This window comes from Oceanobacillus luteolus, assembly GCF_042678205.1.
GTDB lineage: Bacteria > Bacillota > Bacilli > Bacillales > Amphibacillaceae > Oceanobacillus > Oceanobacillus luteolus.
This window is the reverse complement of sequence record NZ_JBHUDE010000145.1, coordinates 1-23,619: the sequence shown is the minus strand read 5'-3', so window position 1 is coordinate 23,619 and position 23,619 is coordinate 1. Positions and strand designations below refer to the sequence as shown.

At 38.3% G+C, this 23,619-nt stretch carries 28 protein-coding genes and 1 other annotated feature; of the genes, 25 read left to right on the top strand and 3 right to left on the bottom strand.

The annotated features are described in order from the left end of the window. Nucleotides 1-89: 89 nt before the first annotated feature. Both ACFSBH_RS15635 and ACFSBH_RS15630 read right to left on the bottom strand, forming a co-directional pair. Nucleotides 90-965, bottom strand: coding sequence for an ATP-grasp domain-containing protein (locus tag ACFSBH_RS15635; RefSeq protein ID WP_379598472.1), 876 nt, complete (start codon nucleotides 963-965; stop codon nucleotides 90-92). Between the two features lie 15 nt (nucleotides 966-980). Beyond that, on the bottom strand, nucleotides 981-1,865 hold the full coding sequence (locus ACFSBH_RS15630; protein WP_379598470.1) for an ATP-grasp domain-containing protein: 885 nt from the start codon (nucleotides 1,863-1,865) through the stop codon (nucleotides 981-983). Between the two features lie 210 nt (nucleotides 1,866-2,075). Here ACFSBH_RS15630 and ACFSBH_RS15625 point away from each other — a divergent pair, with 210 nt between their 5' ends. The 25 genes from ACFSBH_RS15625 to yajC all read left to right on the top strand — a co-directional run bounded on the left by ACFSBH_RS15625 (nucleotide 2,076) and on the right by yajC (nucleotide 23,013). Continuing rightward, nucleotides 2,076-3,311, top strand: coding sequence for a bifunctional folylpolyglutamate synthase/dihydrofolate synthase (locus tag ACFSBH_RS15625; protein WP_251517288.1), 1,236 nt, complete (start codon nucleotides 2,076-2,078; stop codon nucleotides 3,309-3,311). Nucleotides 3,312-3,414: 103 nt separating this feature from the next. After that, the gene (locus ACFSBH_RS15620) at nucleotides 3,415-4,227 is read left to right on the top strand and encodes an SPOR domain-containing protein (protein ID WP_251517290.1); all 813 of its coding nucleotides are present in this window, start codon (nucleotides 3,415-3,417) and stop codon (nucleotides 4,225-4,227) included. A gap of 166 nt (nucleotides 4,228-4,393) precedes the next feature. Beyond that, nucleotides 4,394-5,074, top strand: a complete 681-nt coding sequence (gene radC / locus ACFSBH_RS15615; RefSeq protein ID WP_251517291.1) for a RadC family protein — start codon at nucleotides 4,394-4,396, stop codon at nucleotides 5,072-5,074. Nucleotides 5,075-5,532: 458 nt separating this feature from the next. Continuing rightward, nucleotides 5,533-6,570 (top strand): rod shape-determining protein, encoded by a 1,038-nt coding sequence (locus ACFSBH_RS15610; protein WP_251517292.1) that lies wholly within the window; start codon nucleotides 5,533-5,535, stop codon nucleotides 6,568-6,570. A 12-nt stretch (nucleotides 6,571-6,582) separates the two neighbouring features. After that, entirely contained in the window at nucleotides 6,583-7,488 is a 906-nt protein-coding gene (mreC, locus tag ACFSBH_RS15605; RefSeq protein WP_251517293.1) for a rod shape-determining protein MreC, read from the top strand. Continuing rightward, nucleotides 7,485-8,018 carry a rod shape-determining protein MreD gene (gene mreD, locus ACFSBH_RS15600; protein ID WP_251517295.1) on the top strand — a complete coding sequence of 178 codons (534 nt, stop codon included), beginning with the start codon at nucleotides 7,485-7,487 and terminating at the stop codon, nucleotides 8,016-8,018. Before mreC ends, mreD begins: the two co-directional genes overlap by 4 nt. 41 nt (nucleotides 8,019-8,059) lie before the next feature. Next, complete coding sequence (minC, locus tag ACFSBH_RS15595; RefSeq protein WP_251517296.1) at nucleotides 8,060-8,749, top strand: septum site-determining protein MinC; 690 nt, start codon at nucleotides 8,060-8,062, stop codon at nucleotides 8,747-8,749. Then, nucleotides 8,742-9,542, top strand: coding sequence for a septum site-determining protein MinD (gene minD, locus ACFSBH_RS15590; RefSeq protein WP_251517297.1), 801 nt, complete (start codon nucleotides 8,742-8,744; stop codon nucleotides 9,540-9,542). The genes minC and minD overlap by 8 nt, the downstream gene beginning before the upstream one ends. Nucleotides 9,543-9,807: 265 nt before the next feature. Beyond that, entirely contained in the window at nucleotides 9,808-10,569 is a 762-nt protein-coding gene (locus ACFSBH_RS15585) for a M23 family metallopeptidase (protein ID WP_251517298.1), read from the top strand. Continuing rightward, nucleotides 10,559-11,407: a M50 family metallopeptidase gene (locus ACFSBH_RS15580; RefSeq protein ID WP_379598464.1), complete on the top strand. Its 849-nt coding sequence runs from the start codon at nucleotides 10,559-10,561 to the stop codon at nucleotides 11,405-11,407. Before ACFSBH_RS15585 ends, ACFSBH_RS15580 begins: the two co-directional genes overlap by 11 nt. A gap of 81 nt (nucleotides 11,408-11,488) precedes the next feature. Further along, nucleotides 11,489-11,563: a sequence feature (ribosomal protein L21 leader region), on the top strand. Between the two features lie 12 nt (nucleotides 11,564-11,575). Next, entirely contained in the window at nucleotides 11,576-11,884 is a 309-nt protein-coding gene (rplU, locus tag ACFSBH_RS15575) for a 50S ribosomal protein L21 (protein ID WP_251517300.1), read from the top strand. A 12-nt stretch (nucleotides 11,885-11,896) separates the two neighbouring features. Beyond that, nucleotides 11,897-12,229 carry a ribosomal-processing cysteine protease Prp gene (locus ACFSBH_RS15570; RefSeq protein ID WP_251517301.1) on the top strand — a complete coding sequence of 111 codons (333 nt, stop codon included), beginning with the start codon at nucleotides 11,897-11,899 and terminating at the stop codon, nucleotides 12,227-12,229. Between the two features lie 13 nt (nucleotides 12,230-12,242). Next, nucleotides 12,243-12,533: a 50S ribosomal protein L27 gene (rpmA, locus tag ACFSBH_RS15565; RefSeq protein WP_251517302.1), complete on the top strand. Its 291-nt coding sequence runs from the start codon at nucleotides 12,243-12,245 to the stop codon at nucleotides 12,531-12,533. A 121-nt stretch (nucleotides 12,534-12,654) separates the two neighbouring features. After that, the gene (locus tag ACFSBH_RS15560; protein WP_251517303.1) at nucleotides 12,655-13,170 is read left to right on the top strand and encodes a Spo0B domain-containing protein; all 516 of its coding nucleotides are present in this window, start codon (nucleotides 12,655-12,657) and stop codon (nucleotides 13,168-13,170) included. A 12-nt stretch (nucleotides 13,171-13,182) separates the two neighbouring features. Then, a complete protein-coding gene (gene obgE, locus ACFSBH_RS15555; RefSeq protein ID WP_251517304.1) occupies nucleotides 13,183-14,463 on the top strand; it encodes a GTPase ObgE in 1,281 nt (426 codons plus the stop codon). A gap of 21 nt (nucleotides 14,464-14,484) precedes the next feature. Next, nucleotides 14,485-15,336 (top strand): prephenate dehydratase, encoded by an 852-nt coding sequence (gene pheA / locus ACFSBH_RS15550; protein ID WP_251517305.1) that lies wholly within the window; start codon nucleotides 14,485-14,487, stop codon nucleotides 15,334-15,336. Between the two features lie 192 nt (nucleotides 15,337-15,528). Next, on the top strand, nucleotides 15,529-16,797 hold the full coding sequence (locus ACFSBH_RS15545) for a LysM peptidoglycan-binding domain-containing protein (RefSeq protein ID WP_379598459.1): 1,269 nt from the start codon (nucleotides 15,529-15,531) through the stop codon (nucleotides 16,795-16,797). Nucleotides 16,798-16,928: 131 nt separating this feature from the next. Continuing rightward, nucleotides 16,929-17,666 carry an NAD(+) synthase gene (nadE, locus tag ACFSBH_RS15540; RefSeq protein ID WP_251517406.1) on the top strand — a complete coding sequence of 246 codons (738 nt, stop codon included), beginning with the start codon at nucleotides 16,929-16,931 and terminating at the stop codon, nucleotides 17,664-17,666. Nucleotides 17,667-17,853: 187 nt separating this feature from the next. After that, nucleotides 17,854-18,591 carry a YebC/PmpR family DNA-binding transcriptional regulator gene (locus ACFSBH_RS15535; RefSeq protein WP_379598456.1) on the top strand — a complete coding sequence of 246 codons (738 nt, stop codon included), beginning with the start codon at nucleotides 17,854-17,856 and terminating at the stop codon, nucleotides 18,589-18,591. Nucleotides 18,592-18,689: 98 nt separating this feature from the next. Beyond that, entirely contained in the window at nucleotides 18,690-19,286 is a 597-nt protein-coding gene (gene ruvA / locus ACFSBH_RS15530; RefSeq protein WP_251517412.1) for a Holliday junction branch migration protein RuvA, read from the top strand. A gap of 18 nt (nucleotides 19,287-19,304) precedes the next feature. After that, nucleotides 19,305-20,309, top strand: coding sequence for a Holliday junction branch migration DNA helicase RuvB (ruvB, locus tag ACFSBH_RS15525; RefSeq protein WP_251517415.1), 1,005 nt, complete (start codon nucleotides 19,305-19,307; stop codon nucleotides 20,307-20,309). Continuing rightward, the gene (locus tag ACFSBH_RS15520) at nucleotides 20,306-20,503 is read left to right on the top strand and encodes a DUF2905 domain-containing protein (protein WP_251517418.1); all 198 of its coding nucleotides are present in this window, start codon (nucleotides 20,306-20,308) and stop codon (nucleotides 20,501-20,503) included. The genes ruvB and ACFSBH_RS15520 overlap by 4 nt, the downstream gene beginning before the upstream one ends. A 17-nt stretch (nucleotides 20,504-20,520) precedes the next feature. Then, nucleotides 20,521-21,549: a tRNA preQ1(34) S-adenosylmethionine ribosyltransferase-isomerase QueA gene (queA, locus tag ACFSBH_RS15515; RefSeq protein ID WP_379598453.1), complete on the top strand. Its 1,029-nt coding sequence runs from the start codon at nucleotides 20,521-20,523 to the stop codon at nucleotides 21,547-21,549. A gap of 16 nt (nucleotides 21,550-21,565) precedes the next feature. After that, nucleotides 21,566-22,705 carry a tRNA guanosine(34) transglycosylase Tgt gene (gene tgt / locus ACFSBH_RS15510; RefSeq protein WP_251517424.1) on the top strand — a complete coding sequence of 380 codons (1,140 nt, stop codon included), beginning with the start codon at nucleotides 21,566-21,568 and terminating at the stop codon, nucleotides 22,703-22,705. Between the two features lie 47 nt (nucleotides 22,706-22,752). After that, nucleotides 22,753-23,013: a preprotein translocase subunit YajC gene (yajC, locus tag ACFSBH_RS15505; protein ID WP_251517427.1), complete on the top strand. Its 261-nt coding sequence runs from the start codon at nucleotides 22,753-22,755 to the stop codon at nucleotides 23,011-23,013. A 118-nt stretch (nucleotides 23,014-23,131) separates the two neighbouring features. On the opposite strand, the gene ACFSBH_RS15500 is transcribed toward yajC, so the two are convergent. Beyond that, complete coding sequence (locus ACFSBH_RS15500) at nucleotides 23,132-23,512, bottom strand: TIGR04086 family membrane protein (RefSeq protein ID WP_251517430.1); 381 nt, start codon at nucleotides 23,510-23,512, stop codon at nucleotides 23,132-23,134. Nucleotides 23,513-23,619 lie beyond the last annotated feature (107 nt).

Below are 23,619 nucleotides of genomic sequence, written 5' to 3'. Positions count from 1 at the left end.
TAGAATAACCTCCCAATCTTATATGTTTATTCTAACAATAAAAAAATAAACTGCGAAGCAAGAGCCGTACGCTCTCTCACTTACACAGTTTATTTTACACTCCCGGGGTTCTGTTTTTTCCATTTCTCCAAAATATGTTCCGTATACTTTTCCAACAAGTTTATATCTGTAAGCTTACTTAACATCCGTGAACCAACGATATCTTCTATTTCATTAAATAACAAATCGCCACTCTTTCCGATTAAGAAATCAATACCGACTAAATCAAAGTCAAAATGATGATAAATACGCTCAATCAGTTCACGTTCGCGGTCATTGAGCGTATAAAGGGAGATATTTCCTCCCAACGTATAATTTGCTCGATAATCATTTTTACTTTCTCTTAAAACTGCAGCTATTATTTTTTTACCTAGTACGTAAACGCGCAGATCTTTACCGATTTGTACGTCGGTTGTCTGGATAATGATCTCTTGTGAAAAATTACTTCTCTTATCTATCCAATCAACCTCATCAGTAATGAAAAATACTTCTTTACCGCCCTTTCCTTGGACGTTTTTGACAACGAAAGGGAAGGGTAATGGAGGGAGCTTAGGTAATGTTTCCAACGTATAAAAATATGTATCCATCATTGGGATAGCCAGTTTTTGGACTTCGTGATGTGTAAGACCTTTATGATTGCAAATTCTTGCAACAGTCGCAGAGTTAAAGACACAGATTCCCATATCTTCAAGGTGCGAGCTTAATAAGGGATCGATTGTGCGTACGACTGCAATATCGGGAGCAGCGACCTCTTTTCCATTTAGAAGCAGTACTTTCTGGTTATTCCTTATTCCGATTGCTAAATTTTCTCGGATAATTAGCTTCATATCTATGGATTTTTTATTAGCTTCTTCAATAAACCAAGATATATAGGAGTGATTTATATTTGAACCTTCTTTATTGTAAATTAACCATGCTTGTAACATTTAATCACCTGGATTCTAAGCACTTAGTTGTTTCATTATAAATGACATAATAAAATCAGCAGCATTGATCTTTGTGCAATCAAGTAGGTTGCGGATATGTGCGTTGGAATTGACTTCACATATGAGAGGACCGTCTTTACCAAATAAAAGGTCCACACCAGCAAAGTTTGCCCCAATAGCTTTGGTGGCTTCAATTGCAATCTTTTTCTCTTCTTGCGTCGCTTCATAAGGCTGCATTGTTCCACCAGCAGTTATATTTGCTCGGAAATCGTCAAGGGATTTCCGCTGCATTCCAGCAACGACTTCATTGCCAACCACTTGTAGTCGGATGTCCACTCCATAACTGGTTGATATAAATTCTTGGAAAACAAATGGTTTGTTTCCAATTGTTTGGATTATCTCCACCAATTCCTCTCTTGTATGGACAAGATAGACTTGTTCTCCAAAGGAACCAAAAGCTTCTTTGATGACTAGTGGTAGACCCAATTCTTTGATTGTTTGGTCGATCAAAAAGTCCGGAAAACTTCCTTCTATGAAAATTTTCGGCGCAATGATTGTCTTCGGAATAGGTAGTTTCTTTCGAGCAAGTTCTTGATAAGTGGCGATTTTATCATCACTTGTAGCAATGGCATGCGCTGAATTGAATACAGGTATATTTAAGTACTCCAATTGTCTCGCAAGATAAATGTCTTTATCCGTAAAAACAACATAATCAGGCTTTTTATCTATAGACAGTAAATCTAATGTCGATGTAGATAGCACACTCATTAGTTCGTTGTTTTTAAATAGATGTGCGTTACTTTGAAGTTTATTAGCTGCAGCTTGCAGCATTTCAGCATAATCTAGAAATTTATTTCCTGGTAAATTACCGTTATAGATGATCCAACCTGTTGTCTTCAATTGTTCCTGTCCTTTCTGCTATAATTGTTCACATAAAATGAAGTTTTCGTTCTATGAGTATCCATTCTTCATGGAACATGTAATGAATAAACCCTAGGTGCATCTTCCGTAATCTCACAAATTTTTTCAAGCAATAATATACGGATCATTACACCATGATAAAATGACGAAAGCGGTGTTTCTATGTTTTCTACACTACAGGAGGTAGAATTGTTTTTCAAGCAGCGGCAACGATTAGGGATGAAGCCAGGTCTGGAAAGGATTCATGGATTGTTGAATAAACTTGGAAATCCTGAAGAAAAAATGACAGCGATCCATCTTGCAGGAACAAATGGTAAAGGATCAACGCTTCATTTTATAAAAGCTGCTTTAATGGCTAATCATTATCAGGTTGGAGTTTTTACTTCACCAAGCTTCCATGGTTTACGTGGCCATATTTTATTAGACGACAAGATGATTCCAGAATCTGAACTTATCTCCATATTAAATAAAGTATATCCTTATGTTTCAGAGATGGATAAGGTCGGAAATGGGCCTACAGAATTTGAAGTTCTCACTGCAGTTGCTTTCAGCTATTTTGCGGAAAATGGGGAAATTATTCTCGTGGAGACGGGAATGGGTGGACGCTTCGACACAACGAACAGTTTTCATCCGATATTGTCGATTATTACAAATATTGCACTTGATCATACAGACTACTTGGGGGCCACGAGAGAAGAAATCGCTTATCACAAAGCTGGGATTATTAAACAACATTCCCCTGTGATTTTGGGCAAAATAGAAAATGGTCCTTTATCAGTCATTGTCGAAGAGGCTCGGAATAATCAAGCTCCGATTTATCGGCTTGGAGAAGATTTTTATTTTGAGAAAAATGGAGGAAAAATAATCTGGAAAAGCGGGGATGGGAAGCATTCTGTTAATTTAATGATGAAAGGGGTTCATCAATATAGCAATGTTTCCCTCGCGCTACAAACTTTAAAATTATTAGAGGAATTGGATTATAATCTTGATTGGCTACAAGCGATAGATGCAATGGAAAAGACAGAGCTTCCAGGCCGTTTCGAGTGTGTACATAGAAAACCCACCGTTGTTGTAGACGCGGCACATAATCCTGATGGTATAAAAGCTTTTCTCCATACCGTCCAAAAACATTATCCTGATGCCGAAAAACATGTGATTGTAGCGATGTTTCAAGATAAAGCAACAGAAGAGATGCTGCATTTGTTAAATGGTTATTTTGACTATATAACTCTTACTTCATTTGACCACCCTCGTGCCTGGAATCCGTTTCAAATTGAGGTTGAACATTTTTCGAATGTTAAAAAAATCAATACAGACTATATAGATGTTTTTGATCACATTATTGCAGACGAAAAAATTTATTTTATTACAGGTTCGCTACATTTCATAACAGAAGCTCGTCGCTATTTTCTGGAGAACGTGTAATTTTATGTAGAGGATTTTTAATATTGATATGACAAATTTCTTCTAGTTTTTCATTCTCTATATGCTAGAGTGAAACAAAGGAATTCTAGCAGGGAGTGAAATCATGTCAGACAATAAAGGAAAACCAAAAGGGGAAGAAAATTTAGCTCATAAAGATAAGACCACCCACAAGCATTCCTATCTCGTTGTTGAAGATGGGAACACGGTGAAAAGTGAGCGGCAAGTAGATTCTATACCGGTTTATTATCAGCCGAAACCTCTGAAAAAGAAAAAAAATAACTGGCTAACTCCGATATTAATTACCATTGCTTCTGCTGGCGTAATTGGTACTGTACTTGGGATGTTATTACTTCAGTTATTCGTCGGAATGGAAAGTGAGCAGGCACAAGAAGTGTCGGACCCGAATCCAGTTAATTCTGCAGCCACTCCACCAGTAGAGGTGGGATCAAAAGAACAATTACCAAATTTATCTGCCTATGTTCTTCAAGCCGGGGTGTTCCAAGAACAAGGAAATGCGGATGAATGGAAGTCGCTGTATGAAGGTAATGGAGAACCTGCTTTTATTTGGGAGCGGGATGGACAATACTTCCTTTTTATTGGAGTTTTTGCTACAGAAGAAGGAGCCAGAAAAAAAGTAAAAGAGTTACAGGAGGATGGAAACGATGTGTTTTTTAAGTCATGGGAGACAACAAATGTGGAAATTGATCTCTCTGCTGAGGCTCTCCAATGGTTGGAACAATTTCAAGATACATGGGTCAATGCTGTAGATGCTAAGGACCAAAACGAATTATTAGCCTTGTCAGATAATGCCCCCTCTGTGAGCTCAATAGAAAATGTTGTACAAATATTGAAAGAAGATAATGATAATATTGATGTACTTCTACTTGAATTAATGTATGCGTACGAGAATTTATAATGTGGAGAAAAGTAAATAACTCAATATAAAGACCACTCGATTAGTAATGGATTGTCGAGTGGTTTTTAAATTATTGCAAACCATATTAAACAGAGAATAGGGAAATAGCGATTTGTATTTTTATCATGAAGCTCGTAAAGTGGGAGCCAGAAAGGAGGATAACAAAATGAAAATAATGATCAAGGACGTACCGAAGGAGGATAGACCAAGGGAACGTGCAATACGTCTCGGTACAAATCATCTCAGCAATCAGGAGATATTGGCAATATTACTTGGCAGTGGCTCGAAGGCAGAATCTGTTATGACTCTTGCTAATAGGGTTCTTATGCATTTTGAAGGCTTAAAGTTGCTGCAGGATGCCACAATAGAGGAATTAACAGCGATTAAAGGCATCGGCCGTGCCAAAGGCGTTCAAATTTTAGCGGCAATAGAACTTGGAAAAAGAATGAGTCAATATAAACCAGATGAATATTATGTCATTCGTTCACCGGATGACGGAGCTAATTATGTCATGGAAGAAATGCGGGTACTAAAACAAGAACACTTTGTTGTTTTATTTCTTGATACGAAGAACCGGGTAATTCATCGACAGACTATCTTTGTAGGTAGTTTGAATGCCTCTATCGTACATCCTCGAGAAGTGTTCCGTGAAGCTGTTAAACGTTCGGCTGCTTCAATTATTGTGGCACATAATCATCCCTCCGGTGACCCCTCACCCTCCCAAGAGGATATTCATGTTACGAAAAGATTGGTAGACTCCGGTAAGATAATGGGAATTGAAGTTTTAGACCATATTATTATTGGCAATCGTAAATTTGTATCTTTGAAGGAAAAAGGATATTTATAATACTATCTATTTTATCGTTTTTTTCGTATAATATTATAAGGATTGCATACTAGGCTAAATTTGTCCGTTTACTGTTGCATTAAACAAGGGGAATCTTCTTTGTTTATGGGAGTAGTATATAGGATATTAATTCTTGCTTCTGCTCAACAATCATCCAGTGGAGGGATCTATACGTCCACTGGATGAATTGGGTTTACCAAGCGCCATTTTTCTATCAAGAAATGAAAGTGGCGCTTATTATCTTTGAGTCCCAAGCAATCCTTTATGCACAGAAACTATTTATCCTTTGGGTTTGTAATCCTCGTTAAATAGAAGGAGAATTACAAGAGAGGGTAGATCTATCTGGCAGGCGTCTGTCAGTAGTGATACATCGCATTGTAATGATTGTTTGCAACAGGTTTAAGAAATAGATATAGTTAAATACATATGAGAAATTGTGAACGGAGAGGGAGATTCGCTTGGCAAAGTTTAGTTTATCGCAGGATTTAGGTATCGACTTAGGTACTGCCAATACATTGGTATTTCTTAAAGGGAAAGGTATCGTCGTAAGAGAGCCATCTGTAGTGGCGAAAAATATAGAAACGGGTAACATTGAAGCTGTAGGAAGTCATGCTCGCAATATGATCGGCCGTACACCTGGAAACATCTCTGTGATCCGTCCAATGAAAGACGGGGTAATTGCTGATTATGACACAACAGCATCTATGATGAATTATTATATAAAAAAAGCAATGCGTAGACGTTCCATCTTTGCAAAAAAACCAAATGTCATGATTTGTGTTCCATCGGGAATAACGATGGTTGAAGAACGTGCAGTTATTGATGCGACAAAACAAGCAGGAGCACGAGAGGCTTTTGCAATTTCTGAGCCGTTTGCGGCAGCCATTGGTGCCGGCCTTCCGGTATGGGAGCCTACTGGTAGCATGATTGTCGACATTGGTGGAGGTACAACCGAAGTAGCAGTGATATCCCTTGGAGGGGTTGTAACGAGTCGTTCTATCAGGGTTGCTGGTGATGATATGGATGAAGCGATTATAAATTATATTAGAAAAGAATATAGCTTGTTGATCGGTGAGCGGTCAGCAGAATCTATTAAATTAGATATTGGAACAGCAGGAGAAGTGACTGAAGACAGTGAATTAGATATAAGAGGACGAGATTTATTGACTGGATTACCAAAAACCATTACAGTCACGTCGAAAGAGATTTCCACAGCATTGAATGAAACTGTTGAATCGATTGTTGAAGCAGTGAAGAGTACCTTGGAAAAAACTCCTCCTGAACTTGCTGCAGATATCATGGATAGAGGAATCATCCTTACTGGTGGAGGAGCTTTGTTAAAGAATATTGATAAAGTAATTAGTGATGAAACGAAAATACCAGTTTTTATCGCTGATGAACCTTTGGATTGTGTGGCAATTGGTACAGGGAAATCGATTGATTATATTCAACATTTCCGTAACGCCAACGTATCCACGTCATCTTCAAAAAATTAAGTAGGTGTTTTCATGCGTTTTTTTCGAAATAAACGATTATTTATCTTTTTAATTGGCTTTATCCTGCTCGTCATGTTAGTAGGTTATACTTATAGGGAGCGTTTAAATATAACGTTCGCAGAAGAATTGATTAATGATACTGTGGGCTGGATACAATCTGCTGTACATATTCCAGTGAACTTTACAGTTGATGTTGTATCAAATATACAAGAATTTAAAGACACATATGAAGAAAATCAAATTCTTAAAGAGCAACTCAGTCAATATAGAAGTCTTGTTTATGAAGTTCAAGAAGTAAGAAAAGAAAATGAGGAATTACGTGACGTCCTTAACTTATTAGAGTCTGATTCAATACGTAGTCATGAAGCAATCCAAGCTATTGTTATTGCTCGTTCCCCAGAACGTTGGTTGGAACAAGTGACTATTAACAAAGGAAAAAAACATGGCGTGCAGGCAAACATGCTAGTAATGACTGCGGATGGAATGATTGGTAAAATTCAATCTGCAAGTAATTACACATCCAGAGTTAAGCTTGTGACTGGTTTTGATCAATTCAATCGAATATCTGCCATGGTATCTCGTGAAGATGCCCGAAATATTTTTGGTATGATAGAAGGATTCGATGAAGAAACAAATTCATTGCTTTTCCGTATCATTGAAGAATCTGAGAAAGATTTGGAGGAAGGTGACTTAGTGTTATCTTCTGGTATGGGAGGAGTATTTCCAGCGGGAGTACCAATAGGCACAGTTAAGGAAGTGACATCAGATCAATATGGGTTGACTCAAATTGCTTTAGTTGAACCATCTGCAGATCTGTATGACATTAATAATGTCATCATACTCGATCGTTCAGTTGAACAAGTTGAAGACCTTGGTGATGTTGTAGATGATGAAACAGAGGGGGACAATGAGGAATGAAAAAGGCTTACATACCTCTCATCCTACTTGTCCTCGTAATTTTAGAAGGTCTAGCAATTAATCTATTACCTAAAGAGATTGTTTTAAGCGATTATCTCATTATCGCTCACTGGGTCCTGGCTTTTCTTGTGTATATTACAGTTTATTACGATGAAGACGATACATATTATTCCGTTATCTATGCCTTTATCTTTGGGTTATTCATCGATGTCATCTATACAGGAATCCTTGGAGTTTACATGTTCTCTTATGGTTTTGTGGTATATGTAATGAATCGTCTCAGGAACTTACTGTACCGAAACTTTTATGTTTTATTATTACTTGGTGTGATCGCTTTCGTTATGGCAGACTTCTTAATTTACATTATGTACTCAGTGGTAGGGATTACGGATATGGTTTGGCAGGATTACTTGTTGAGAAGATTATTACCAACCTTAGCCGCGAATCTATTATTTTTACTTTTTCTATTTCCAATATTTAAGAAAAGACTTATACGCTGGAGTGAAGAGCAATTAGAGCAAGGAAATTAATTGAACGAGACAATGTGGGCTCTCTGGGAGAGGTGATTAACTTGACGCAAGAGAAAAAACCATTAATTACAATAAAGGGAAATAGAGAAGGTATTACATTGATAATTGATGATGAGGTACCTTTTCAAGAAGCCCTATCTGAGTTAAAAGATAAATTAATATCCACACAACAAAATAATAACGGTCAAGCTGTCTCTGTAAACGTGCAATCTGGTAATCGTTATCTTGATCGCGAAAAAAGAGAAAAATTACGTGATTTGATTGAAGAAGATAATTTTTTTAAAGTTGAAGGAATTGAAACCAATGTCATGCACCGTGAAGAAGCATTACGATTGCGCGAGGAAAGTGAAATTAAAATAAATAACCGGATTGTCCGTTCCGGTCAAATCCTGAAAGTAAAGGGACATCTATTGCTTATTGGTGATGTAAATCCTGGCGGTAAGGTTATGGCGACCGGCAACATTTATATTTTAGGAAAATTATATGGAATTGCTCATGCAGGATACCAAGGAGATAGAAACACATTCATCGCAGCATCCTATTTGAAGCCGACACAGCTGAGGATCGCTGATTATATTAGCCGTGCACCAGATTATGAATCGGACGGGGTTTATATGGAATGCGGAATTATTGATGAAAAAGAAGATAAAATCATCATTGATTCGTTACAGCTTCTTTCACAGAAACGACAGGAAATAAGTGGATTCGAAAGGAGAATGCAAAATGGGTGAAGCTATTGTAATTACATCCGGTAAAGGTGGCGTTGGTAAAACGACGACAACCGCTAATATAGGTACTGCCTTAGCTTTAATGGAGAAAAAAGTATGTTTAATCGATACAGATATCGGACTTAGAAATCTGGATGTTATTATGGGATTGGAAAATCGGATCATTTATGATATCGTCGATGTCGTGGAAGGACGTTGTCGTTTGAATCAAGCTTTAATCCGTGATAAACGTTTTGATTCACTTGCATTATTACCAGCAGCGCAAACGAGTGACAAGTCTGCTGTTACGGTGGAAGGTATGAAGAATATTGTGACGGAATTAAAACAGGAATATGACTACATTATTATCGATTGTCCTGCAGGTATAGAGCAAGGTTTTCAAAATGCAATTGCAGGGGCGGATCGCGCCATCGTAGTTACAAATCCTGAAAAATCCAGCGTCCGTGATGCAGATCGAATTATCGGTCTATTGGAACAAGAAGACATGACCGAAACGCCACGTCTCATAATTAATCGAATCCGTACCAATATGATGAAAAATGGAGATATGATGGATGTTGATGAAATAGTTCAATTGTTATCCATCGATCTCATTGGAATTGTCGTGGATGATGAAGAGGTTATTAAAGGTTCAAATACTGGTGAGCCCGTCGTATTGAATCCTAACTCAAAAGCTTCCATTGCTTATCGTAATATTGCGAGAAGAATATTAGGTGAAAATGTTCCTTTACAGTCACTTGAAGATGAAAAAGGTGTCTTAGAGAGAGTTAAAAGATTCTTTGGTATTCGTTCTTAGGATTTATTTTACTTAATATAATACTAATCTATGAAAACCGATACTATTATCCGTATCGGTTTTTTATTTTTTCTTATGAAATTGCTTATATTCGCGATATCTAATCTTTTATCGAGGCTGCTCACGGGACGCCTGCTGAAAGCGAGAGGTATTTGGACTGCGGACTAAAGTGGAGCTGCCACATATCCAATTGAAAAATATCCATTCATAAGCTCGGACTGGCTTTCATATATTTGTATGGAATATAGGAAAGACGGTGAGAGTGATGAGTAGGGATATTAAGCGGGTTAGAAAGGCAATTGAACAAAGAAAAAAGGATAGGAATTATCCGCAACCTGGTATAAAGCAGGATAGTGGAATCTTTGACAGCATGGAAGAAAAACATGGATATCCACCAGAAATCAACAGCTATGTCTTTAAAGAAAAAGCGAACAAAGAACTCTCCACTGCACTAATGATGAAAGCGATTCTGGCAGGAATTTTATTTTTTTCTGTGGCTTTGTTAATGAACACGAACCATGCTGCATTTTCCAAACCTCAAGAAATTGCTAGCCAATTATTGCAAAATGAATTTCCTTTTGCAAAAGTAAATGTATGGTATCAAGAAATTTTTGGCAGCCCATTGGCATTTTCACCTCAGATCAACCACCGGGCAAACGAAGTTGAAGAAGCTGTCATTCCAGTTAATGGTGACATTATTGAGACTTTCCAAGTCAATGGCAAAGGAGTAAAAATTTCACCTGGAAAAGAAGTCGATGTTGTATCTCATCATGAAGGAGTAGTGGTCTTTGCAGGGAAATACCCAGATACCGGTAAGACGATTGTCGTTCAGCATGCGGACGGGACCAATTCAAGTTATGGGAATTTAACAGATTTCGACGTACACCTATATCAGTACGTAACTGCTAACCAACGAATAGGAAAGTTTAATCCGACCGAGGATAATGAAGCGGTTTATTTTTCATTGGAAAAAAATAATACTTTTCTCGACCCTCTACAAGTAATTGAGGTTGATGATGGTACGTAACATATTGCCTCCAATCCATGTGCACCCGATACTCATTTTATTTATTGCTATTTCTATAATTACAGGTACGTTTATCGAAATGCTGATCATATTTATTATTGTCTTTATTCATGAAATGGGCCATTATTTAATGGCTCGATTCTTTGGTTGGCGAATAAGAAGAATTATGCTTTGGGTTTTCGGTGGCGTAATGGAGACGGAGGAACATGGGAATCGGTCGATTAAGGAAGAAGTATTAGTTACACTAGCAGGTCCGCTGCAACATTTCTTTATATTTGCTTTACTTCATCTACTTCTACAATTTGGATTTATTCCAGATGTTATTTTCCAGACGGCAATATGGTATAATACCATCATCTTATTATTTAATTTATTACCTATTTGGCCTTTAGATGGAGGGAAAATCCTCTTCCAATTGTTTTCATATCTAATGCCTTTTAAAAAAGCATTAGATATGATTTTTTTATTATCTCTCGTACTCTGCCTTTCTTTTGCTATCGGCCACTTGTTTTTCTTTCCTTTTACTTTAACATTTGCATTGCTTATGCTCTTTCTTTTTCTTGAAAATCGGATGGAATGGAAACGACGCTTCTATATATTTATGAGGTTTTTAATGGCCCGATATAGGGGAAATCATACAGTGCAGAAGATGGAACCTTTATATTTGTCTGGGCATCAGACATTGATGGAGGTATTCAGCCATTTTAAAAGAGATAAGAAACATACGATCATTTTGAATGATAAAAGCAATGAAACGAAACGAATTGATGAAGCGGATTGCTTACACGCATACTTTCACGAAAAGCGGTACGCGAATCAAATTAATGAACTGTTTTAAAAGATTGGTAGAAAACTTGTACAACCCCTTGACACATTACTTTAATATATGATATTATCAATTCGTTATTCAAACGTAGCACCAGTGCTACAACCGCTCAGACCAGGTTTGTAAATAAACTTTTATAGTACCTGCATGGCGAGTCTTAGTGATCAGGAGGTGCAAGTCATGTACGCAATTATCGAAACAGGTGGTAAACAAGTTAGAGTGGAAGAAGGTCAAGAAATTTACGTAGAAAAAATTTCTGCAGAGCCGAATGAAACTGTAACGTTTGAAAAAGTACTATTTGTTGGTGGCGATGATGTTAAAGTCGGAGCTCCATATGTTGACGGTGTAACTGTTACGGCTAAAGTCGAAAAACAAGGACGTCAAAAGAAAATTAGAGTATTCAAATTCAAACGCAGAAAGAATTACCATCGTACACAAGGTCATAGACAACCTTATACGAAATTAGTAATTGAAAAAATCAATGCTTAAAGGTCGATTATCTTGATCCAAGTTACTGTAAAACGTAAAAGTGAATGGTTGTATTCCATTGAAATGTCTGGACATGCAGACAGTGGGCCGTATGGCTTTGATTTAGTTTGCGCTGCTGTTTCGGGTGTTTCGATTGGAGCAGTCAACGCAGTTTTGGAATTGACGGAAATTGATTTACAGATTGAGCAAGGAGGAGAAGGGGGATACTTAAAAGTCACCCTTCCTCCATTGCTTTCTAATAGCGACGATTTGGAAAAGGCAAACCTATTACTTGAAGGAATGCTTGTTTCCTTGAAATCCATTGAAATGGAATATGGTGAATTTCTTAAAATCAAGGAAAGTTAAGGAGGTGCACGAAATGCTACGTATTGATTTACAGTTCTTTGCTCAGAAAAAAGGTGCGGGTAGTACTCGTAATGGACGTGATTCTGAATCGAAACGTCTAGGTGCAAAACGTGCAGATGGACAATTTGTAACTGGCGGTTCCATTCTTTATCGTCAACGCGGTACAAAAATCTATCCAGGTGACAACGTAGGTATTGGTTCAGATGATACACTATACGCAAAAGTAGATGGTGTTGTTAGATTTGAACGCTATGGCCGTGACCGTAAGAAAGTCAGCGTTTATCCTGTTGCTCAAGAAGCATAATCGATATGCTAATATGACTCCAGCCAAATAAAGGCTGGAGTTTTTTATTGTAATTGAAAGATAAATTGGTGAACTATCGACAAGTTTCTGCTATACTTTCTATATTAATAGGGGGTTGACGATGGAAGCTAAAGAGGTTGTAAACTTGATTCAATTGTATCGGCATGATTTACTTAACCATCTACAAATTATTCATGGTTATGTTAAAATGGGGAAATTGGAAAAAGTAGAAGCTAATATGAGTAAACTCTTCGATTATATTGATAATGAACGGGACCTTTTTAAACTTGATATTCCACATGTTGTTCTGTGGTTTTTTGAATTCAGGAAGAGATACGAACAATTCCAACTTTCATATGAGGTTGATGTCAATAAATTAAGTTTGAATGCTGCGGATATGCATATAAAGGATAAACTTGAACAAATTATGCAGGATGTTAAGAATATATCCAGCGAAGAAGAGTTATATACCGTTCAAATAACCCTAACGGAAGAAGAACATGATTGTATAGTTGAAGTTTCGATTAATATTGGTGAAAGTGAAATTCAAACGAGAGAATTTATTTCTTTAGAAGGAATAAAAGTTGTACAACAACCAAAAAATCGAGTTTACAGTTTTCAAGTGCGTACAAGTTGAGAGGTGAGAAGAATGTTCGTTGATCAGGTAAGTGTTTATGTAAAAGCAGGAGATGGCGGTAATGGTCTTGTTGCATTCCGTAGAGAAAAATATGTACCTATGGGAGGACCAGCAGGTGGAGACGGTGGTAATGGATCTGATATCATTTTTGAAGTTGATGAAGGTTTAAATACACTGATGGACTTCCGCTATAAACGGCATTTTAAAGGGAAGCGCGGAGAAAATGGTATGAGTAAATCCATGCATGGGAAGAATTCAGAACCACTTATCCTCAAAGTTCCACCAGGAACAGTCGTTATCGATGAAGATACGGAGGAAGTGATTGCTGATTTGACGGAACATCAGCAACAGGCAGTCATCGTTAAAGGCGGTAGAGGTGGAAGAGGTAATATCCGCTTTGCCACTCCGAGAAATCCTGCACCTGAAATTGCTGAAAATGGCGAACCAGGAGAAGAGAGGAACATCAGAATTGAATTGAAAGTCATTGCGGATGTAGGGTTAGTAGGTTTTCCAAGTGTAGGTAAATCAACCTTATTATCTGTTGTCAGTGCGGCTAAACCCAAGATAGCAGACTATCATTTCACTACACTTGCACCAAATTTAGGTGTGGTCGATACTGGTGACGATCGCAGCTTCGTGATGGCTGATTTACCAGGTCTGATTGAAGGAGCAAGTGAGGGAGTTGGCCTTGGGCATCAATTCCTGCGTCATATCGAGCGCACCCGATTAATTGTTCATGTCATCGATATGGCTGCAATTGATGGACGTGATCCTTATGAGGATTACATGACGATCAATGAAGAGCTAAAAACATATAATGAGAGGTTGGTTACTCTCCCGCAAATTATTGTGGCAAATAAAATGGAAATGCCGGAAGCCCAAGAAAATCTTCCGCACTTTAAAGATAAACTAGGTGAAGATATCGACGTTTTTGAAATATCTGCAATAACTAGACAAGGGTTGAAAGAGCTTATCTTTGCAATCGCAGATAAATTGGACTCCATTCCAAGAATCAAACCAAATATAGAGGAAAAAGAAGAAACGGTAGTATATCGCCATCATAAAAAAGAAGATGATTTCCGTATTACCCGTAATCCGGATGGTTCATTTGTTCTTCATGGTGAAAAGCTTGAGAAGTTGTTTAAGATGACGGATTTCACTCGAGAAGAGTCACAACAAAGATTTGCTAGACAGCTGCGGGGAATGGGAGTCGATGAAGCACTGCGAAAACGTGGAGCTAAAGACGGCGATACAATTCACTTACTAGATTTAGAATTTGAATTTATTGAATAGAGACAGGTTGGGGGGAACATCTTGACAAAGATTGGATATTTGGGACCAAAAGGAACATTTACTAAATTAGCGGTAGATACTACATTTAATAATGAAGAAAAAATAAGCTACAAAACCATTCCTGAATGCATCGATGCAGTAGCTGCTGACAAGATCGACATAGCGGTAGTGCCTATTGAAAATGCAATTGAAGGTACGGTACAGCTGACAGTTGATTATTTGATCCATGAAGTCACGTTACCAGTTGTTGCGGAAATAGTTGTACCAATTCAACAGCACTTATTAGTGAGACGGGACTTCTCAGGTGAATTGGCAGATATTAAAGAGGTTCATTCGCATAGTCATGCGATAGCTCAATGTCATCGTTATATTCATAAGAATATGACTGGAGCAAAACTACAATATACGACTTCAACAGGTCGAGCTGCAGAGATAGTCGCTGCCAGTAAGGAATCAATTGCCGCGATTGGAAACAGTCTAGCAGCCGAAGAGTATGGACTTCATATCTTACAGCGCAATATACATGATTATGCTAATAATCACACAAGGTTTATTGTACTTACTAAGAATAGAGAACTGGTAAACATTAAGCACTCTGTTCAACTTGATAAAACAACCTTGAAAATTACACTGCCAAGCGATCAGCCTGGAGCACTTCATCAAATCCTTTCCGCATTTGCTTGGCGAAAGATGAACTTGTCTAAAATTGAATCCCGCCCAACAAAGACAGGCTTAGGGAACTATTTCTTTATCATTGATGTAAATCAAGCTTATGACGATGCGTTATTCCCGGGAGTAAAAGGGGAACTTGAAGCATTAGGTTGTGAAGTTGATGTTTTAGGGACTTATCCTGTATATCATATGGATATTTAAACAAACACTGCTATTCATGAGGGATAGCAGTGTTTTTTTAATGGATCCGATACTCATGTTTCTCCAAAAGCATCCTATCCTATAGAAGCATTTTAGATTTATTTGTCCATTGAGGTTAACTTTTGCAATTAGGTTGCATATGTTGATATAGAGTAATTAGCCCAGATTGTTTTCTAGAAAGGAAGGATCTTTTTGAAAATACACATTGTTCAAAAAGGAGATACGTTATGGGAAATCGCCAAGAAATATGGTGTGGATTTTGAAGAATTAATAGAGCTGAATTCACATTTGGCAAGCCCGGATATGATAATGCCTGGTATGAAAATAAGAATACCTACTCATACGAAGAAAGTAAAGCAAGGAGACAAAGCTCAAGTATCAAAAAAGACGCAGCCTAAGCAAGCACCTGCCCCGAAGAAAGAGATCCAGCAACCAAAAAAAGAAATAGTAGAACTTCCTAAAATGCCTACAGCTCCTTCACAACAGAGCAAAATGCTGCCTAAAATGGATAATAAGTATAAAGAGTATCCAGCTTTAACCCTACCAGAATTAAAACCAGCACCCAAGAAGAAGGAGACTGTCCAACCAAAAACAAAAGTCCAACCTAAAGAGCAACCAAAACAACAACCAAAAGCACCACAAGAATCGATGCCACCAGTTCAACAACCAGCATTTACACCTCCACCTATGGAATATCCTTGTTATCCACCAGTGATGCCGATGTTCACGTTTCCTTGTCCATGTCATATGCCAATGCCGTGTGAACCTAAACCGTGCGGATGTGGAGGCGGTCACGCACATGCTTACCCATACTTTGCAGCTGGAATGCATCAACCGATGTATCAACCATTCCCAGCCCAAATGTTTCCGGGTATGATGGCCCAACCAATGTATAACCAAGCAGATATGAATCCATACATCCAAAATCAAATGTTTGGCGATATGTCACAAGCTGCCCAAATGCAAGGGGCTGTTCAGGGCTCCCAGGATTCAGGAGATATGAATATGACCGCACAAGATTCCCAGCAAACAGACCAAATGCAAATGCTCGCAGAAGGGTTTCAGCAATTCAGTCAGATGCAAATGCCAACACAAGGATCGCAGCAATTCAGCCAGATGCAAATGCCGGAACAAGGATCACAGCAATTCAGCCAGATGCAAATGCCAACACAAGGATCACAGCAAACAGGCCAAATGCAAATGGCACCACAAGCATTCCAACCATTTATGAATACGCAAATGTCGCAGCCAGAATTCCAACAGTCTCAACAAATGCCAATAACACCACATACTTTCATGCAACCAACAGAAAATGGTAATCCATTTGGAGACACATCCTTACAAATGTTTCCCGAACCACCTGCAGGTATGAGGACAAATGAGCAGAAACTTTATCCTACGCCAAAGTTGCCTACAGACGAGGAAAGTAATAACCAAGAGACAGAAAATGATCAGGAATAGATAAAACTCCCGAGACGTTAAACGTCTCTTTTTTTTGGGAATAGTAAAAATAAGGCTGGGTAAATTTTTCATTCATCTCAATCCATGCTAAAATTGTACAAGATACTTTACATCGAAAGGGAGTGGGCAACATGGAAGAACAAATTGAATTAATTGTAAAATGGCTAAGGGAAAGAGCGGAAGATGCAAAAGCAAAGGGCTTACTCGTTGGTGTTAGTGGAGGATTGGATTCTGCAGTAGTTGCAAATCTCATCAAGTTAGCCTATCCGGACAATTCATTAGGTGTCATTATGCCAATCCAAACAAGTGAAAAAAATATTCAAGATGCAATCGATGTAACAACGGCATGTGGAATCGAAGAGTTGACCATTGATTTGACAGATACGCATACTAACATGTATCAGACTATCTCAAATGGATTACAAGAAAATAATAGCTTCTCCCAAGGTCAAGATCAATTGGCGAATGCTAATTTACGTGCACGTCTACGAATGAGCACATTATATACGATTGCTGCTCATCGGAATTATTTGGTGGTAGGAACAGATAATGCATCAGAATGGTACACAGGATATTTTACAAAATATGGGGACGGAGGAGTAGATATTCTACCGCTTGTCGATTTTACAAAGACGGAAGTACGTGAAATGGCCAAGGTGTTAGGTGTACCCGAAAAAATAATCAAAAAGGTGCCAAGTGCTGATTTATGGGAAGAGCAAACAGATGAAATGGAAATGGGTATTACCTATGCTGTAATCGATGCATATTTGAAAGGGGAAACAATCCCTGAAGCAGACAAAGTACTCATAGAAAGCATGCATGAAAAATCGCAGCATAAAAGGGAAAGTTTGCCAATGTACCGAAGATGAAAATAGTGGCTTAAAGCAACCTTCCTTATCTAGTCTATCGATAAGGAGGTTGTTTTTTTATGAAAAAGACTTTCATTTTTTATATGATATTCACTCCAATATTTGTACTGCGAGAGGGACCTCACTTTTCTCAATCCCTGTTTTTTGTTATAGTAAAAAAAGAAATTCAAGAGAGGAGAATGTCCAAATGGCTGGTCATTCCAAGTGGAACAATATAAAAAGAAGAAAAGGCGCACAAGATGCTAAAAGAGGTAAAATCTTTATGCGTCACGCAAAAGATATCTATAATGCTGCAAAACAAGGTGGAGGAGACATTTCCATGAATGCTGCCTTACGTTTAGCAGTTGATAAAGCTAAAGCAGATAACATGCCGAATGATAATATTGAGCGTAATATAAAGAAAGCTACAGGATCCCTGGATGGAAAAAACTATGAAGAAATCACGTATGAGGGATACGGACCTGGTGGAGTAGCGATTATTGTACAAACACTTACTGATAATAAAAATCGAACAGCAGGGGAAGTGCGGCATGCCTTCAGTAAAAACGGAGGAAATCTTGGCGAAAACGGCAGTGTCTCCTTTATGTTTGATCGGAAAGGCATCGTGATTATCGCTAATGAAAATGGTGAATTGGATGAGGATGAAATTACACTAGAAGCTCTAGAAGCTGGTGCGGACGATATTATTGTTCATGAAGATGCTTTTGAAATCATTACAAGTCCAGATAACTTTTCTGATGTAGTAGCCTATTTTACAGAGAGTGTTTATGAAATATCTGATAGTGAATTAACACTTATACCACAAAACTATTCTCCGGTTTCCGAAGAAGATGCTGAGAAATTGGAGCAACTGATTGATATGCTGGAAGATAGCGAGGATGTTCAAGAAGTTTACCATAACTTAGATGAATCGAATGAAGGGTAAAATCAAAACTTCTATTCCATTATCGGGATAGAAGTTTAATCATTTTTTCAGTTTATGGTAGTATTGTTATACGAGGAAATCAAAGGAGAAGGTCTTTCATGATAGCATATGTTAAAGGGAAACTTACGGTTATACAGGATGATAGTGTGGTAGTTGAAACTGGAGGAGTCGGCTATGAATTGATATGTCCTAACCCCTTCTATTATCAACATTCATTAAATGAAGAGGTGACCATCCACACTTATTTACATGTACGTGAGGACGCCCAATTGTTATATGGATTCAAAAATGAAGATGAGAAGTTATTATTCAAAAAACTCATCTCTGTTTCTGGAATTGGCCCTAAAGGAGCGTTGGGCATATTAAGTGGAGCAGATATCGCTTCTTTTGTTGCTGCCGTTGAAAGTGAAGATGAAAAGTTTCTAACAACCTTCCCTGGGGTAGGTAAAAAAACAGCTAGACAAATCATTCTAGATCTCAAAGGGAAACTTTCAACCACATTTAATATTACTACTCCTGAGGACACCATACATAGTAACGATGATTCAGCATTACTGGAAGCAAAAGAAGCCCTTAAGGCGTTGGGTTATACGGAAAAAGAGTTGACTAAAATCCTACCAACATTGAAAAAAGAAGGTTTAACGAATACAGATGAGATTGTTCGTAAAGGGTTAGCTTTGTTATTACAGAAATAAGAAAGGAGGAGACTGTTCATGGAGGAACGAATGGTAACAGGTGAAATCCAAGAAGAGGATATGGGTCTTGAGCAAAGCCTTCGACCGGAAACATTAAAGCAATACATTGGTCAAGATAAAGTCAAAGAAAATCTGCAAATTTTCATCCAGGCTGCTAAAATGCGAAACGAACCGTTGGACCATGTTCTATTATATGGACCACCTGGACTTGGGAAGACCACATTGGCGGCAATTATCGCGAATGAAATGGGAGTTAATTTCCGGACAACTTCCGGTCCTGCCATTGAACGGGCCGGGGATTTGGCAGCCATCCTTTCCTCACTGGAAGCAGGCGATGTCCTATTTATTGATGAAGTCCACCGTTTACCTAGAGTAGTGGAAGAAGTGCTTTACCCAGCAATGGAAGACTTTTTCCTGGATATCGTAATTGGAACAGGTCCAAGTGCTCGCTCGGTACGGATAGATCTTCCACCGTTTACCTTAGTTGGGGCGACGACACGTTCTGGTCTGCTTACGGCACCATTGCGTGATCGGTTTGGTGTACTGAGTCGTCTTGAATATTACGAGCAGAAAGATTTATCAGCTATAATTGCACGGACTGCTGAAATCTTTGACTCTGCAATCACCGAAGATGCGGCCAATGAAATTGCGTTGCGTTCAAGGGGAACTCCCCGTATTGCCAACCGGTTATTTCGACGAATTCGTGATATATCCCAAGTAAAAGGGGAAAAGATGATTGGTTTGGAAATTACGAAACTTGCACTTAATATGTTGCAAGTTGATGATGCGGGATTAGACCATATTGATCATAAATTGTTGAAAGCTATTATAGAACGGTTTAATGGAGGACCAGTTGGTTTAGATACGCTTGCTGCCACAATTGGCGAAGAATCCCAAACCATTGAAGATGTATATGAACCGTATTTAATGCAACAAGGATTCATTCAAAGAACTCCTAGAGGAAGAATTGCTACATCTATAGCATATGACCATTTTGGATTCCAAAGGACGGATAGAGGATGAATATCGGGAAGTTATTGATTGTCACGGGAATAGTGTTCATTATTATTGGTTTACTTTGGCGTTTTATTGGAAAACTACCTGGTGATATACAATTTAAAACAGGAAATGTAACAGTATATTTTCCAATCGTGACTTCCATTGTAGTTAGTATTATACTTACAATTGTTTTTTACTTCATAAGCAGATTTCGATAGTAGCGAAGGAGACAGCGATGAAAATAGAGGATTTTGATTTTTATTTACCAGAACATCTCATAGCACAAACACCTTTGAAAGATCGAGCTCAGTCAAGACTTCTGGTGTTGGACAAGATGAGTGGGCAAACAGAACATAAGACATTTAAGGATATTAAGTCATATTTCAAACCAGGTGACTGCTTAGTATTAAATAATACAAAAGTGCTTCCGGCAAGGCTGTTTGGTATAAAGGAAGATACGGGTGCGAAAGTGGAAGTACTCCTTTTACATCAAGAGGAGGAAGATACATGGGAAGTATTAACGAAGCCCGCCAAAAAAGTGAAAGTGGGTACTGAGCTGACCTTTGGTAATGGTGAGTTACGCGCGGTTTGCATAGGTATGAAGGAACATGGTGGAAGAATAATGCAATTTTCGTATGAAGGCATTTTTTATGAAGTATTAGATAAACTGGGTGAAATGCCTTTGCCGCCATATATTAAAGAACAATTGCCCGAAAAAGATCGATATCAAACCGTATATGCAAAGGAAGAAGGCTCTGCAGCAGCCCCAACAGCAGGATTGCACTTTACTAAGGAATTATTACAGGAATTGGAGCAGGCAGGAGTAAAAATTGCCTTTATTACACTTCATGTCGGACTCGGGACATTTCGGCCGGTTAGTGCTGATGTTGTTGAAGAGCATGAAATGCATGCGGAATTTTATCACATGTCCGAAGAAACAGCTGCTATCTTAAATGAAGTGAAAGAATCTGATGGTAGAATTATTTCTGTTGGTACGACTTCTACCAGGACGTTAGAGACAATTGCAAGGGACTGTGACGGTAAATTCGTTTCTGCAAGTGGTTGGACCGATATATTTATATATCCTCCATACAAGTTCCGTGCAATAGATGGATTGATTACTAACTTCCATCTGCCGAAATCCACGCTGATTATGTTAATTAGTGCCTTTGCTGGGAAAGATAATGTTATGGAAGCTTATAGACAAGCGGTGGAGAAGGAATATCGCTTTTTCAGTTTTGGCGATGCAATGATAATTATATAGATAAAGGAAGTATAATATGGCACCAATCACATATGAATTAATTAAAACCGATAAGCAAACAGGAGCTAGACTTGGGAGAGTTCACACTCCGCATGGTTCTTTCGATACTCCGACATTTATGCCGGTGGGCACATTAGCCACTGTTAAAACGATGAGCCCCGAAGAGTTGAAAGAGATGAATGCAAACATTATTCTCTCCAATACGTATCACTTATGGCTAAGGCCAGGAGAAGACATCATTAGGGAAGCAGGAGGCCTGCATAAATTTATGAATTGGGATGGAGCTATCTTAACCGATTCAGGAGGTTTCCAAGTATTCAGCTTAAGTGATATGCGGGAAATTGTTGAAGAAGGGGTGCATTTTCGAAATCATTTAAATGGGGACAAGTTATTCTTATCCCCTGAAAAAGCAATGGAAATCCAAAATGCGCTGGGTTCTGACATCATGATGGCATTTGATGAATGTCCACCTTTCCCAGCAACCCATGAATATATGAAACAATCCGTTGAACGGACCTCCAGGTGGGCTGAAAGATGTTTAGCCGCCCATCAACGTTCCGATGTTCAAGGGCTGTTTGGAATTGTCCAAGGCGGGGAATTTGAAGATTTACGAAAGCAAAGTGCAGCGGATTTAGTTTCTCTTGATTTCCCGGGCTATGCGATAGGGGGACTATCCGTAGGGGAACCAAAGGAGATTATGAACCGGGTGCTAGAATTCACTACACCTTTATTACCTTCGAACAAGCCACGTTATCTGATGGGAGTTGGATCTCCTGACTCTTTAATAGACGGAGCAATTCGTGGAGTTGACATGTTTGATTGTGTATTACCGACAAGAATCGCTAGAAATGGTACATGCATGACTTCTACTGGAAGACTTGTGATAAGAAATGCGAAGTTTGCCCGGGATTTCCGACCTATTGATGAGAATTGTGATTGTCATGTATGTAAAAATTACACTCGGGCTTACATCCGCCACCTAGTAAAATGCAATGAAACTTTTGGATTCAGACTTACCACTTATCATAACCTGCATTTTTTGGTAAAATTGATGGAGCAAGTTCGTGAAGCTATTCGTGAAGATCGACTTGGTGATTTTAAAGAGGAGTTTTTTGAGCAATATGGATTTAATAAACCAGATGCAAAAAACTTTTAGTTAAGAAATCTTCTCTTTTAAGAATGAAATGGAAGGAGGGTGAAATGATGGATACATTAATGGCGTTAATGCCTATTATTCTAATGTTTGTTATTTTTTATTTCTTGTTGATTCGTCCGCAACAAAAGAGACAAAAACAAGTACGAGAAATGCAAGATAGCTTGCAAAAGGGTGATAAAGTAGTTACTATTGGTGGACTGCACGGTATCATTCATGCAATTGATGAAGGTACTGTTGTCATCCAATCTGCAGATGGTACGAAATTGACTTATGACCGCAGCGCAATCCGCGAAACGGTGACGGAATAAATTCATCTAGAAAGTTGATAAAGCAATAGGTTCGACGATCTATTGCTTTATTAATCGAAATGAAATTACATAACCAAATTAAAAAGGTGCTACGATGCTGTGGCACCTTTTTGATTTATCACTCACTATCTTTTTGAAATAAGTTGACCCCTATCATCCCGCCCAACACAGCTGCAAAAATGAAACCTAGGTGGTGAAGAGATTGTTCCATTGAAAAGCCATTTTGATAGCCAAGATATTGGACAAGGAAGATAAATGCTGAAAAACCGAAACCAGTTAACCCACCAATAATCCATCCTTTTGATTTACCTTTCATACCGGTTATTAGTCCTCCAATAAATAAACCGATTAACCCGACAGCAAATGCAATCCACGAAAGCATCCATTGACTTACATCTGTGAATTGTAACAGTAATGCTAATATAAAACTTGAAGCCAAAATGAAGATAAGTATAAATATCCAGCCATATAATAGTGCGATGAACTGACGTTGCACCATTAACTCCCCCTCGTATATTATGTTTAGGCCTACATTTTCCGCCTATTATTTCCTTGTAATTCACCCTGTTGATATGTCAAATGACTTGGACGCTCTGGGATATTCCT